Annotated in this window: 14 protein-coding genes; 3 read left to right on the top strand and 11 right to left on the bottom strand. The window is 67.8% G+C overall.

Features of this window, described 5'->3' with window-relative positions; genetic code table 11:
• Nucleotides 1–203: 203 nt before the first annotated feature.
• The 8 genes from FYW95_RS07885 to FYW95_RS07855 form a co-directional block, all read right to left on the bottom strand.
• On the bottom strand, nucleotides 204–347 hold the full coding sequence (locus tag FYW95_RS07885) for a molecular chaperone DnaJ (RefSeq protein WP_160050218.1): 144 nt from the start codon (nucleotides 345–347) through the stop codon (nucleotides 204–206).
• A 20-nt stretch (nucleotides 348–367) separates the two neighbouring features.
• Nucleotides 368–505 carry a hypothetical protein gene (locus tag FYW95_RS07880; RefSeq protein WP_160050217.1) on the bottom strand — a complete coding sequence of 46 codons (138 nt, stop codon included), beginning with the start codon at nucleotides 503–505 and terminating at the stop codon, nucleotides 368–370.
• Nucleotides 502–633, bottom strand: coding sequence for a molecular chaperone DnaJ (locus FYW95_RS07875; protein WP_160050216.1), 132 nt, complete (start codon nucleotides 631–633; stop codon nucleotides 502–504). Before FYW95_RS07875 ends, FYW95_RS07880 begins: the two co-directional genes overlap by 4 nt.
• 114 nt (nucleotides 634–747) lie before the next feature.
• Entirely contained in the window at nucleotides 748–1,455 is a 708-nt protein-coding gene (locus tag FYW95_RS07870; RefSeq protein ID WP_160050215.1) for a DUF2637 domain-containing protein, read from the bottom strand.
• Entirely contained in the window at nucleotides 1,452–1,574 is a 123-nt protein-coding gene (locus FYW95_RS28605) for a hypothetical protein (RefSeq protein ID WP_255495271.1), read from the bottom strand. Before FYW95_RS28605 ends, FYW95_RS07870 begins: the two co-directional genes overlap by 4 nt.
• A 117-nt stretch (nucleotides 1,575–1,691) precedes the next feature.
• On the bottom strand, nucleotides 1,692–1,832 hold the full coding sequence (locus FYW95_RS07865) for a hypothetical protein (protein WP_160050214.1): 141 nt from the start codon (nucleotides 1,830–1,832) through the stop codon (nucleotides 1,692–1,694).
• The gene (locus FYW95_RS07860; protein WP_160050213.1) at nucleotides 1,832–3,169 is read right to left on the bottom strand and encodes an FtsK/SpoIIIE domain-containing protein; all 1,338 of its coding nucleotides are present in this window, start codon (nucleotides 3,167–3,169) and stop codon (nucleotides 1,832–1,834) included. The genes FYW95_RS07865 and FYW95_RS07860 overlap by 1 nt, the downstream gene beginning before the upstream one ends.
• A gap of 117 nt (nucleotides 3,170–3,286) precedes the next feature.
• Nucleotides 3,287–3,619, bottom strand: coding sequence for an SCO3933 family regulatory protein (locus FYW95_RS07855; protein ID WP_160050212.1), 333 nt, complete (start codon nucleotides 3,617–3,619; stop codon nucleotides 3,287–3,289).
• 142 nt (nucleotides 3,620–3,761) lie between these two features.
• Between FYW95_RS07855 and FYW95_RS07850 the strand changes: the two genes are divergently transcribed.
• Together FYW95_RS07850 and FYW95_RS07845 are read left to right on the top strand one after the other, a co-directional pair.
• Complete coding sequence (locus FYW95_RS07850; protein ID WP_160050211.1) at nucleotides 3,762–4,526, top strand: GntR family transcriptional regulator; 765 nt, start codon at nucleotides 3,762–3,764, stop codon at nucleotides 4,524–4,526.
• Nucleotides 4,519–4,944 (top strand): NUDIX hydrolase, encoded by a 426-nt coding sequence (locus FYW95_RS07845; protein WP_160050210.1) that lies wholly within the window; start codon nucleotides 4,519–4,521, stop codon nucleotides 4,942–4,944. The genes FYW95_RS07850 and FYW95_RS07845 overlap by 8 nt, the downstream gene beginning before the upstream one ends.
• 1,133 nt (nucleotides 4,945–6,077) lie before the next feature.
• On the opposite strand, the gene FYW95_RS27625 is transcribed toward FYW95_RS07845, so the two are convergent.
• On the bottom strand, nucleotides 6,078–7,574 hold the full coding sequence (locus FYW95_RS27625; protein ID WP_201294752.1) for an HNH endonuclease: 1,497 nt from the start codon (nucleotides 7,572–7,574) through the stop codon (nucleotides 6,078–6,080).
• A gap of 413 nt (nucleotides 7,575–7,987) precedes the next feature.
• Here FYW95_RS27625 and FYW95_RS27620 point away from each other — a divergent pair, with 413 nt between their 5' ends.
• Nucleotides 7,988–8,137 carry a hypothetical protein gene (locus tag FYW95_RS27620; RefSeq protein WP_201294751.1) on the top strand — a complete coding sequence of 50 codons (150 nt, stop codon included), beginning with the start codon at nucleotides 7,988–7,990 and terminating at the stop codon, nucleotides 8,135–8,137.
• On the opposite strand, the gene FYW95_RS07835 is transcribed toward FYW95_RS27620, so the two are convergent.
• Nucleotides 8,086–10,431, bottom strand: coding sequence for a SulP family inorganic anion transporter (locus tag FYW95_RS07835; protein WP_159943765.1), 2,346 nt, complete (start codon nucleotides 10,429–10,431; stop codon nucleotides 8,086–8,088). The two genes, FYW95_RS27620 and FYW95_RS07835, sit on opposite strands and share 52 nt — an antisense overlap.
• Before the next feature lie 337 nt (nucleotides 10,432–10,768).
• Entirely contained in the window at nucleotides 10,769–12,970 is a 2,202-nt protein-coding gene (locus FYW95_RS07830; RefSeq protein ID WP_159943766.1) for a hypothetical protein, read from the bottom strand.
• Between the last annotated feature and the right edge of the window lie 163 nt (nucleotides 12,971–13,133).

The following is a 13,133-nucleotide window of genomic DNA, read 5'->3' as shown; positions in this document are numbered from 1 at the left end:
TCGTTCTCGTGTCGCGTGTTGGGTTGGTTGGTCAGGCGAAGCAGGTGACGGTTCGGCGGGTGTGTGGAAGCAGTGCCGTTCCGTCCGGTCAGGTCGAGGTGTGGCCGTAGCCCGAGCAGTCGGAGCAGGTGTCACCCTCGCTGGTGACGCCGTGGCCGTAGCAGGTCGAACACAGACAGCTGTCAGGCACAGTCATCGCGGGTTCAGCGGGTGTACCGGACGGTCTTGCCGGAGCCGTCGCACTTGCCGCAGGTCCCGTACCGGCGCCCTCCCAGGATCCCCAGCTTCTCGACCACGACCCGGCCCGTGCCGTTGCAGATGTTGCAGGTCTCGTACTTGGTTGCCATGATGTTCGTCCTTTCTCAGGTCAGTTCTCGTGTGCAGTGGTCTTGCCGGTGCCCAGGCAGGACAGGCACCAGGCTTGCTGTCCGGGCAGGTCCTTGCGTCGCATGGGCACGTCTTCGACGACCTGTCCAGTCCCCTGGCAGTGCGAGCAGTCCTTCACAGCTTCACCGTCCCGGTGCCCTTGCAGGTGGGGCAGGCGTGGTACTTGCGCACCAACAGCCCGAACTTTTGAGCGAGCACGCGGCCGGTGCCGGAGCAGTCCAGGCACTTCACGGTCTTGGTGTTCACGTCGTTCTCCTCTCAGAGGGATCCGGTTCCCTTACAGGACCTGCATGTGCCGGTGCGGCTTACCTTGGTTCCCGCGCAGGTGGGGCACTGCATCGAGCGATCACCTCCTCTCTGTCAGCTGGTGATCTGGTCACGCAGGGTCGCGGCCACCGTTTCGGAGACCCCCAGCCGGGAGCGCAACGCGGTCACGGTGATCTCACGGCCATGGGTGACCCGGTAGTCCTGGGCGAGCTGAGCGGCGTAGGAGGCCAACGGGTGACCCTGTTCCACGGCGACCGGGGCCGGTGGTGCAGGCGCGGCCACCGGAGCAGGCGCAGGCTCAGGCGTCGGGGCGGAGGGCGGGGCGGTTTCGGTGTGTTGCCAGCGCACCTCGGTGACCCTGTACTCCTCACGCCCTTCCCCAGCCTCAGCCTCAGTGGCCGGGGCCGGTTCCTCGGTGGGAGCGCGGTGAGCGGCGCGGCGTTCCAACATGGACACCGCCACCAGGAACGCGGCGGCCGGAGTCGCGGCCATGATCCAGCCCCACACCGTGGGCTGAGCCGTGGCCAGATTCGCCGCCAGGGTCAGCACCACCGCCCCGACCAGGACCACGGTCGGCCACGTCAAGCCTGCCGAGGTACCACGGTCGGCATCACGCTGACGCTCCCGGGCCGCCATCACGCAGGTCAGGTCGATGGAGACCGCGATAGCCCAGGCCATCCACCCGTGCTGTCCCGACTTCTCGGCCAGGTCGCGGATGTGGGTGAAGGAGCCCGCAGCGGCGATCCCGGCCAGTACCAGGATCGGACCCCAGTCCGCCGACACGGACAGTGCGCGCTTCATGTCTCACCCCAGTCGTAGTCGAAGTACAGCCAGTCACACCGCTTGCAGACCGTGTAGGTCACACCGACCGCGTTCTTGACCCGGTAGGCGCCGCCCGTGCCGCACATCTGGCAGGTCATGGGCTATCCGTCGATCTCGCGATAGTGGGCTTCACACACCCACTCGTCGGTGGTCGTGGTCTTGGTGTAGGCGTTCTTGCAGCACCGCGTGCACCAGTAGGAGAGCGCCATGGCCGATCACACCCAGTTGCGGAACCCGCGCAGGTCCCCGTCGAAGTTGGCTTCCATGTCCGCGTAGTGGGTGTTGCACACCCAGGACGACTGCCCGCCCGAGATAGCGCGCGTGGTCGCGGTGTTGGAACAGAACTCGCAGGTCATCAGGACATCTCCTCTTCCAGTCGGTCCCAGTCGACGGCGTCGGCCGGAACGGTTTCCTTCTCCTTGGTCCGGCCCGAGACCAACAGGTCCCAGTCCGGGGCCATGTGCGCGTATTCGGCCGAGGCCTGTTCGGCCATCTCCTCCGTGGTCAGGTCAGAGCGGCCCCGGTACCAGCGCCCGTCCGCTCCCACGGTCACGGCCACCCCGGGCATCTCGGCGGGGATCCTCATCGCGGCCGACAGTGAGTCCGGGGCCAGGTCACCGAGCGCCATCTTGGCCGTCTCGCCGTCGTTGACCCGGTGGCAGATCCGCCCGGTGATCTGCGAGCGCAGCGCGGTCACACCCGGACCCAGGTCGGAGCCGACCCGCTGTCCTGCGATCACCAGGTGCAGCCCGAAGGCGCGGCCCAGTTGGGCGTTGCGCAACAGCAGCGTGGACGTGCGCGCGATCTCGTCCTTCTCGGACTTGTCCGTCATCAGGTACAGTTCCGCGACCTCATCGACCACGGTGACCACCGGCATGGGCCGGTCGGTTTCGGGCAACTGCCAGATGTTGCGCACCCCCGCCTCACGGCACAGGGTCATCCGGTCGTTGAGCATGGCCATCAGGTCATCGAGCAGCACCACGCACTCCGTGCGGGTCGTGGCCAGCTTCGACATCCGCCGGGCGTAGGGGGTCAGTTCCACACCGCCCTTGAGATCCAGCCCGGCCAGCGCCACGGGTTGGGGCGCCAGTTGGTAGACCAGGGCGTTGATGTCGGTGGACTTGCCCGACTGGGTGGCGCCCATGATCAGCCAGTGCGGCACCGCCCGGAAGTCGATGATCCACGGGTCGCCGGTTTCCAGGGTGCCCATGCGGACCTTGAGCAGCTCCCAGTCCGGGGCCAGCGGCGCGGCGTTGGTGACGGTGCTCAGCGGGTCGCGGCGCGAGGCCACCAGTTCCACCCACCCGGGCCCGGAAGTGCGGATGCGGACCGCGTCCACCCGCCAGGCGTGCGCCAGCCGGGTCAGCGCTTCCTGGTAGTCCTCCGGGGTCTGGCCGTCGTGCAGGCGGGCACGGACCCGGAACCCGTAGGGGGTCGGGCGGAACCGGCGCAGCCTGGGCTTCTTCTGCACGCTCACCCGGCGCACCCCGCCCTTGACCTGGGTCTTACGGCGGGTGTAGGAGAGCCCGCAGCCCTGGGCTACGTCCTCCCACGTCAGGTGCACGCGCAGAGCGGAACCGACCAGGCCGGGACCGTAGGACCAGGTGGTAGGCGACCAGTGGTGCCAGGCGGCGGCCGAGAGCGGCACCGCAGCGGCGGCCGGAGGGACCGCCCACAGAATCTCGGGGAACATCAACCTTCTCCTCTCAGGAGGTTTCGCCTTTGCCATGGCAGGTGGGGCACAGGGTGAGGCGGAAGCCGGGCATGTGCCGGACCTCCCCGGTGCCCGCACACACCGAGCAGGCAGGCATCACTCAACGCTCTTGCGCGGGTCCATGGGCGCGATCGAGGCGGCGGCGAAAGCCACGCCGTGACGGCCGTTGGTCTCCCACGGGATCGCCGTCAGGTCCTGCACGTTCAGCGGGGTGCCCAGGCGAGCGGTGATCGCGTGCGCGGCCGGGAAGCTGATCAGCAGGGTCTCGGCGTCGTTGTCCTCCACCTGCGCCAAGACCTGGAGCTGCCACATCGGGGAGCCGTCGGCGTTGTACTTGATCTCGCCGGTCTGGCGGTCCTTGACCTTGGGGCGCGGGGAACCAGCCGCGATGAAGACCATCCGGGACGTGTCAACGGGGATGCTTCGCATCAGGAATCTCCTTGGTGCACTTGGTGTTCTAAGTTGTGAGTACTTTGTACACCAAGTTGGAGTGGAAGGCAAGAAGATCGAGGCAGGCCGCACATCGCTTGGAGATCTAAGTGCACTAAGCTCGCAGGTCAAGGAGGGATAGATGAAGTTCGCAGAGGACGAGGTCTTCTACCGGCGGATCGTGGATGACATCCGCGCGAAGATCCAGCGTGGAGACCTGAAGCCCGGAGACAAGCTGCCCTCCTTCGCGGAGATCGCTGAGGAGTACGGGGTCTCGTCAACCGTCATCAAGAACGCGATCCAGGCACTCAAGACTTCAGGCGACATCTACGGCCGCCAGGGGAAGGGCACGTTCGTCAGCTCCCGGCAGAGGGCACAGCGTGTCAGGCGCATCCCGTTCGACCGGGGCAAGAGCACCGGCAGCACCTTCGCCCAGGAGATGGAGAGGCTCGGACTTGAGTCGAGCGCACGCCTGGTGAAGTGCGAGGTGGAGAAAGCTTCCCCCGAGATCGCAGACCATCTTGGGTTGCCCGCCGATGCGGAGGTTTTGGTTCGTCAGCGTCACATGAGCGCTTCCGGCCGTCCGGTCCAACTGGCGACCTCTCACATCCCGATGGCCGTCGCGGGAAGCATCGACATCGCTTTCCCCGATGCGGGCCCCACGGAGATGTACCGGCGTCTCGGAGAGCGAGGACACAGGCCGGTCAGATTCACTGAGGAGATCACCATCCGCCGACCCCTTCAAGAAGAGGTGGACTTCCTCGGAATCGACGGAGGGCTTCCGGTCATCGTGGTGACCCGAACAGGCATCGATGCGAAGGGCACGAACGTCGATGTGACAGTGAACGTCCTGGACGCCTACGCCTGGTCCCTCGTGTACGAGTGGGAAGAGGGTCAGGATGGCTGAGATCCCAAAGCACTCCGTCAGTGTCACGGGTGTGGTGTTCAACGATGACGGCCAGGTCCTAGCGATCGAGCGCGACGACGATGGCCGATGGGTTCCACCCGGCGGAGTTCTGGAGCTACACGAAGACCCCAGGGATGGAGTTGTCCGCGAAGTCTTCGAAGAGACCGGTGTGAAGGTCAAGCCGGGACGCCTGGTCGGGGTCTACAAGAACATGCCACTCGGCGTGGTGAGTATGGCCATCGCGTGCACGGTCGAATCCGGAGAACCGCGACCGTCGGATGAGGCGAAAGCAGTCCGGTGGGTCAGCGTCGAGGAGGCGCGTGAACGGATGCCGGAAGCGAGGCTGATCCGTGTCTTGGACGCTTTGCGGGATGACGGCCCATTCATCCGGTGCCACGATGGCACGAACCTGGTGTGAGTCAGGGAGTAGCCCGGAAGATCTTAGAGTCTTCCGGGTTTCTTCATGCCCGGAGCCGGGTGATGAGAAGTTTCCTTACGTCTTCAAGCCCGCACCTGCGGTGCGGGGCAGCCTGCGGCTGAGCTGAGCGGGCCAGGTGCGGGACGCAGTCAGGAGGGCGAACGGCTGAGCGCGTTGCTGGCGGTCACCACTCCGCGGTTGCTTCCGTGAAGACATGCCTCCGGCGGGGAATCAGGGATCCAGGAAGCGGGGGACAGCCTGAACCGCTGCGGTGGTCTGTGGTGATAGGTCCCTCTTCCCGTCACCCTTCATCCAGTCAGAGACCTACCACACCACCCAGGGGCCACAAGGTCGTTCGGACAGTGGGGCGCTCCACCTTGTGGCCCCTGGGCGGCGCGGTCGCGCGGGGCGTGGATGAAGGGTGACGGGAAGAGGGACCGGGGAGGCGCGTAGCGCCTGCGGCGCTACACGCCTCCCCGGGAGGGTAACGGAAGGGGAGGGGTATGAAGTAGTAGGGGCCTGGTTCTTTTGCTGATTCGACCTGGGCGGGTCGAAGCGCAAAGCGAATGAGGCAGGCCGGGCCGAGGGTGATGGAGCGGACGCGGGGCGAACACGCGGGCCGGCGGGGGTGTTTCAGGGAACGGACGCAGGACCGGGGCGTTGGGGACGCGGGTGTCGCGGAGCATGAGCCACCGGGGATTCTCTCCGGCGGATCAATGCGAGTGTTTTGATGTACCGAGCAACCAAGAGTGCGCAAGCGCGGTTGCTGGACACCCTGACGGGTGTCCGGCGGTAGGCGCGCCGCGTCCGCGCTCGCCTGCGTCCCGCGCGGCGCGTCCTCGCGCGCCCCGCCGTGCCCAAGGAGATCGGGCACAGCGTTCGTCTCAGGAGGGCGAACCAAGGGCGGCAAAAGTCCAGAGACCAAGGGGTGGACTGGACCGACAAGCGGGAAGGCCGGGGCGAGCATGCTCCAGAGAACCAGACCAGGGCAGCGGGTGACGGGCGCAGGACACCAGGAAGCAGGGCCTCAGAAGAGAGCAGAAAGCAGATAAGATAGAGAAAGAATGGTTAATTTATAAAAAAGAGAAGTTTTTCCTTTGGTTGGAGCGCTGGCTTGAATTTTTCGAGCCATCTCACTCTTTTTCTATCCTTTGTTTTGCAACATTGAAAGCCCACGCATGAGTTGAAACCTTTTTGTCGATCGCAAAGTGTTTCCCAGTTGCTTCCTTTAGTACCGTTTGGTATTGTTCCATTAGCTCCCAAGGTGCGGCGGAGAAGTCCTCCTCTTTCCAGTTGTAGAGACTTATGAGCTCTGCCTTGACCAATCGAAAGAAGTTGTCTGAACCATCGTCAATTTTCTGACTCCCTGGACTCGCTTCTTTTGGGTTGAAAATTTCCATGATTGCTTTTTGGCGATTATCTGAGTATTTATTTCGTTCGTGGTCTATCCAGGACCAGAACGCCTCGGAGTCGGCAACATCGGGCGAAGCTTTGTGGTGGTCAGTGCACAGTGGTGCGAAATTTCGCACATCGTTTGATCCGCCTAGGGATCGCGGTACCGCGTGTGCTCGTTCAACTGATTCGCTGGTCCAGCAGATCAGGCAGCGAAACTCCTTCATTCCAAGGTAAGCCATGATTGCTTGCGTGGTTGGATAGGTCTTCCTTTTATCTGGTGAGTCTTCCCGTGGTCGATTTTTAAGCTCTTGGAAGTCAAATGAGTACTCATTTTTCTCATCGGTTATGATGAGCTCTTCGGGTAGGGGTAGTTGTGGTTTATTGGTGATGATGTGAATCAGAGGAGTCCTTACTTCTGTCAGATACTGTGCCATTTTCTCAAGGGCAAAATAGTGGATCAACTCGAAGGCGTCATGATCGAACCCCCCTTCGCTGTTCCTGTGGCCCTGGACGTCGATATATAGCGCTCGCTTTTTGTTGGGAAATCTATCTTGGCAATTTTTGAGCATTCGAAAGATGCGACTCGCGGCCTTGGTGAAGTCTTCCTCGATTGTCATTTCATGCCAAATTATTGCCTTTTTTCCGCTGTTGTTTATCTTTTGCTTCTTGCTTTGGTTCTTTTTTGTCTTCTTGGGCATTACTTTTCCTTGCTTGTGGTGATGGTTTTGGATCGTATCGCTGGCCAGTGACACATGCGCTTGCTCGGAGGCCGGGGACACCAAGAAGCCGCGAGACCTGTCATCGCAGGCGGCATACTTGCGAGGAACGTCAGTTGAGGTCAACGGGCTGGGCATGGTGGAAGCTAACTTTCGATCGAAACGCTCCGGCCAGCAGCTTGTGGCGGCGCACATCGGGTGCACATGGGTATGGGCAGAGCTGAGAAACACCGAGAGTCCGTGAGCTGTGAAACCACAGCTCAGACGGGTTTTCGGTGTCCAGGTGCAGGTAGGCCAGGTGCCGCGATGGGTTGCACGACGACCTACGCCAGCGGTGTTGCCCGTGTTTGCTCTGTGCTTGCTCAGAGGCTGGGGAGCACCGAGGAACAGCGAGAAGCCGCGAGACCTGTCGTCGCAGGTGACGCGGCTTCTGTGGGTGTCGTCCGAGGTCAGCGGAACGGGCGTGGTGGAATCCGGCTTATCGGCCGACTCCCCCTCTTCCACCTCTTCGACCTGCACCGCAGTGCGGGAGAGCCGGCCGTGTTCGCTCCCCGGTCGGCGCTCTGGCCGGTGTGGCGGGAGCGCCCCTCGGGCCCGCGCCGGTGGGGACCGGTACCGAAGACGGCGCCGTGCTGCCCGTCCGGGATCACCGTCCTCGCGGGCGTGTGCTCCGCGCACTCCTGGTCGACGCGGGCGAGCGGGAATCCCGGGTGGGCTCGGCGGCCTCCTCGTCCCGGGCCGCGGGCCGTGTGCGCCCGGCGCACACGGCCACATTCCTACAGCCCGCCGGTGATGGTCACCTCACCTCGGGCCCCGATAGATTGGCCCTTGCGCTCCCCATCCCGGACGAGTCCGGGAGCGCGTACACCCGTGGGCCGACGTCCGGGGTCGACGGCCCGGCGGGCAGCGGCGTTCACGGGAATGGATGACTCTTGTTCGACTCCACCGCCTTCTGGGTGGCTCTCTTCGGTCTGCCGGTCCTGGCCATCGTGGTGATCATCCTGCTCGCCTCCTACCAGGCCTCGGGGGTTCAGCAGGACGGTCGTGACGACGCGCCCGAGGACGACCCGTCCAGCAGTTGAGCCTCCCTGGGCCGGGGCACCGGCCCGCCCATGTCCCGCACGGGGGTGAACTCCCCCGTCTCGGGGTCCAGCAGGTGCACCCTCGCCGTCTCCAGGTCGTAGTACATCCCCGACAGCGACAGCTCGCCCGACTCCACCCTCTCGCGCACCACGGGGTAGCCCAGCAGGTTGCCGATCTGCTCCTGGACGTTGGCCTGGGCCAGGCGGCGCAGCGCCTCGGCGGCCGGCAGCCCTGCCAGGGCCCCGGACTCCCCGCCCGCGCGGGCCAGGCTCGCCGCGCCGTTGGCGAGCCAGCGGCACATGTGCGAGGTCTCCTCCTCGTCCTGGTCCAGGTAGGCCTTCTCCAGCAGGGCCTTCATCGCGCCGCAGTGCGAGTGGCCGCACACCACGATCGAGGGCACACGCAGGACCGTCACCGCGTACTCCACGGCGGCCCCCACCGAACCGTCGCCGGGGGTGCCCCGCGGAGGGACGAGGTTGCCCAGGTTGCGCACGGTGAACAGGTCCCCGGGTCCGCTCGCGGTGATCAGGTTCGGCACCACCCGTGAGTCGGCGCAGGTGACGAACAGCGCTGTCGGGTGCTGGCCGTGCGAGAGGCGGCTCATCAGCGACCGCATCCGGTCGGCCGTGCTGGCGTGGTACTCCCGGGTCCCGGCGGTCAGCAGTCCCAGGGCGTTGACCTGGGCGTCGGCGTCGCCGCGCATGTCCCAGGGCGCCCACCAGCGCGCCAGGCCGCCGGGCGCGGTCTTGGCCGCGGGGGCCGAACGCGTGGAGCTGCGGGTGTACCACTTCTCGTGCACCTCGTCGATGTCGACGCTGCCGCCGTTCCGCTCGTGGTCCACCCTCCAGGCGTGGATGGCCTCGAAGGCGGCGTGATCCATGAAGTCCACGTGCAGGTCCAGGTCGACCCGGGCGCCCTCGGGGACGGTGCGCAGCACGTGCGCGAGCCTCGGGACCCCCAGGAAGGTGAGGGAGCCGTGCACGGTGATGTGCACGCGGTCCGCCCGCTCCTCGGTGGTCACGGTCAGCTTGGTGAGCCTGCGCAGTGACACGACCATGGCCAGCGCGAAGCCCGTGAACACGCCCTCCAGCAGACCGAGGAAGACCACGCCGAGCAGGGTCACCAGGTAGACGCTGGCCTCGTGGTGGCGGCGCAGGTCGCGCAGCCGGGCGACCGAGACCATCTGCACGCCGATGAACACCAGCAGCGCGGCCATCGCGGCCATCGGGATCAGCTCGACCACGTGCGCGAACAGCGCCACGAACAGCAGGATCCACACGCCGTGGAGTACGGCCGAGCGCCGGGTGTGCCCCCCGGCGCGCACGTTGGTGGTGCTGCGCACGATCACCCCGGCCACCGGCAGGCCGCCCAGCGCGCCGCTGACGACGTTGGCCGCGCCCTGGCCGCACAGTTCCCGGTTGAGGTTGACCCGGCGCCCGCTGTGCAGGCGGTCCACGGCGATCGCGCCGAGCAGCGACTCCACGCTGGCGACCATGGCCACGGCGGCCACGGCCAGGGCGATGCCGTGCCACTGGTCGGACTCGGGCAGGGCCGGTCCGTTCCAGGCCTCGGCCAGGGAGCCGGGCAGGGAGACGGTCTCCACCTGCCACCGGCTCAGGGTGGCGACGGCGGTGGTGGTGCCCACCGCCACCAGCGCGGCGGGGACCACGGCGGGCCGCAGTCGCCCGAGCGAGGGCAGCCTGTTCCAGGTGAACATGATCGCGATGGTGATGACGCCGACCGCCACCGCCGGGGTGTGGTTGTGCGCGATCTGCTGGGGCAGGTCGGCGATGTTGGCCAGCGCGGAGCTCTGCGGTGCCCCGCCCAGTACCACGTGCAGCTGGGCCAGGACGATGGTGACCCCCACCCCGGCGAGCATGCCGTGCATGACCGCGGGGGAGACCGCCAGGGCCGCCCGGGCGATGCGGAAGGCGCCCAGGGTGAGCTGGAGCAGCCCGGCCAGGACGGTGACCAGGCAGGTGACCCGCCAGCCGTAGGTCATGATCAGGTCGGCCACGATGATGGTCAGGCTGGCGGTCGGGCCGCTGACCTGGACCACCGAGCCCCCGGCCAGACCGGCGACGATTCCGCCGACGACGGCGGCGATGATGCCCGCGATGAGCGGGGCGCCGGAGGCGACGGCGATGCCCAGGGACAGGGGGACGGCGACCAGGAAGACCACGAGGGAGGCGCCGACGTCGGAGAGGACCCCCTTGCGGTCGGCGGGGGAGCCGGGTGGGACGCTCTCGACGGGCGGCCTCTGGGGCGGACTTCCCTGGGCGTCGTTGCGCATGGTTGCTCCGTTCGGGTTGGACCAGGCAGGTGGTGCGTGGGCGCTCGGGGACGGGCGTCCTGACCAGGGGGAGGTGCGGGGGACACGAGAGGACAGGAACCCCGAAGGGTGCTTCTGCAATCACCAACTGTAGTCAATTGCTGACGCGCAATGTTACGGACTGTTGTGGTCTTGGTAACCATTTTCCTGTCTTCACACGCCTCCGGGACAAAAGCGGACAGAAGAAAACCCCGGGACAGCGGGTTTTTCCGCTGTCCCGGGGGTCTGTGAAGACAGGAGCGACGCCGGGCTCGCGCTTCGGCGATCCGTTACTTTGAGTTACGGTTGTCCGGGAAGATCACAGAAAGCGGCCGTTCTCGTAGCCCCCCTCGTACCGCTCCTCGCCGTACCCGTGCCGGTCGCGGTCCTCGTCCGGGTACCGCGGCGGCGCCGGGGTGCCGTGGCGCCCCTCCTCGCCGCCCGCCCAGTCCTCCGCAGGCGGCGGGTGGGAGCCGTATCCCGGCTGCCCCGCCCCCGCCGGGTAGCCGCCGCCCAGGACGTCGGAGTAGCCGCCGCCGGTCCCGGGCGCCGGGTGGCCGAAGCGGTTCCCGGGATCGGTGTGGCCGCCGTAGCCCGCGGGCGCGTCCCCGCGCAGCTGGTCGGCGGGGTAGCCGCCCGCTGGGGGGGAGCCGTAGGGGTGCCCCGCCGGGTCGCCCGGCAGCCCGGCGCTCCCCGAGGGGTGCGGCGGGGGCGCGGGCTGGCCGGTCGGCCCCTGGTTGAACGGTGAGGGCACGCCGGGCGCCGGACGGCCCGGGTCGGTCCCGGCGCCGTGACCGCCCGGCGTACCGGAGGGGCCGAACGGGGCGCTGGTCTCCTGGCCGCCCCACAGCGGAGGGTTGGGGTCCTGGTAGGGCATCCCCTGACCGCTGCCGTAGTCGGCGCGGGTGTGCTGGCCGGTGTCGTAGCCCGGTACGCCGAGGTCGCCGCGGTGGGAGCCGCCGGTGTCGTAGCTGGGGTGGGTGTGGCCGCCGGTGGGGTAGTCGCCGCGGGTGAAGGAGTCGGTGTCGTAGGCGGGTCTGGTCTGGGCTCCGGAGTCGAAGCCGCGGTAGGCGGGTGGGCCGTAGTCGGCGCGGGTGTGCTGGCCGGTGTCGTAGCTGGGGTGGGTGTGGCCGCCGGTGGGGTAGTCGCCGCGGGTGAAGGAGTCGGTGTCGTAGGCGGGTCTGGTCTGGGCTCCGGAGTCGAAGCCGCGGTAGGCGGGTGGGCCGTAGTCGGCGCGGGTGTGCTGGCCGGTGTCGTAGCCCGGTACGCCGAGGTCGCCGCGGTGGGAGCCGCCGGTGTCGAACCCCTGACCGGTGCCGAAGTCGGCGCGGGTGTGCTGGCCGGTGTCGTAGCCCGGCTGGCCCGGCGCACCCAGGTCGCCGCGACCGGAGGCGCCGCTGTCGAAGGAGGACCTGCGGTGCGTCCCCGTGTCGTGCGCCGGTTCCGAGAGCGGGCGGTAGCCGCCGCCCAGCGGGTCGGCGGAATCCGGCCCCGGGGCCGGAGAGCTCCCCGGACCGCTGCCGAAGCCCAGGCCGGATCGCTGGTGGGCGCCGGTGTCCATGCTGGACCAGATCGGTGACCCCGTGTCCGAGGCCGAGGGCCGGAAGGAGGGGTCCAGCGGGTCCGCGGCGGAGGGCGTGCCCGCGGCGCCGGAGAGTCCCGGGTGGTCCGCACGGCTCGTCGACCCGCTGTCGGGGGACGAACCGCCGTACCCCGCGCTCCGGGAGCCGCCCAGGGGGTCACCGGGGGAGGAACCGGGGGTCCAGCCGCCGGTGCCGAGCGGGTCGGGGGAGGCCGCGGGCGGCTCCGGGAGCGCGGCGGGCGAGGACGGTGCGGAGCGCTCGGCCCCCGCGGGCCCGGAGGGCAGCGCGTGTTCCGCAGGGTCCGCCTGACCGCGGTGCCTCCGGCCCGACCCGTGGGCCGGGGGTTCCTCCTCCGGCCCACGGGGGCCGCTGCTCTGCCCCAGGCTGGCCAGCACCGCCAGGTCCGCCGAGGGGCCGGCGTCCCCGCCCCGGGCCGCGGGCAGGACCGTCGTGGCTCCGGGCGGCCCCGTCTCCGCGTCCTCGTCGACGTCGTCGTACCCGTCGTCGTAGTCGTCCTCGTACTCGTACGCCGTGACGTTGGGGGCCCTGTCCCCGTCCTCCGCCTCCCGGGTCCGCTCCGCCGGTTCGTCCTCGCTCAGACTGGACCAGAAGTCGCTGTCGGCCAGGGAGTCGTCGTCCCAGTCCTCGTCCCGCCTGCGCTTGGCCCTGGGCCGCCGTTCATCCCCGCCGCCCCCGTCCTGGCGCGACCGGCGCCCCCGGCTCCGGGGTGCCGGTTCCGGTTCCCCGCCGTCCCGACCACGGCGCCGACCGCGGCCCCGCGGCCGGTCGTCGGTGTCCTCGGCGTCCTCGTACTCGTAGTCGTCGTCGTGGTCGTCCTCGCGGGAGCCGACGCTCATCGCGCGCATACCCAGCAACAGCAGGACCAGCACGGCGAGCACGACGATGATGGCGATGATGATGATGACGGTGACGGTCATGGTGTACGCACTACCTTGGGGAGGTCGGCCGCGCCCGGATCGCACCGGGGACCGGCCGGGCGGGGACCGGCCGTGGGCAGGCGGTGACCGCCCGGTTCCGCTGTGGCCGGGCCGTCTGCGCGTAGGGGGGAGGGCAGGCGTTCCGGTGCGGTTGAGGGTCAGG

The sequence above is a fragment of the Nocardiopsis sp. FR4 genome (assembly GCF_009830945.1).
Classification (GTDB): domain Bacteria; phylum Actinomycetota; class Actinomycetes; order Streptosporangiales; family Streptosporangiaceae; genus Nocardiopsis.
The sequence above is the reverse complement of the archived record's forward strand: the minus strand, read 5'-3'. Positions and strand labels throughout refer to the sequence as shown.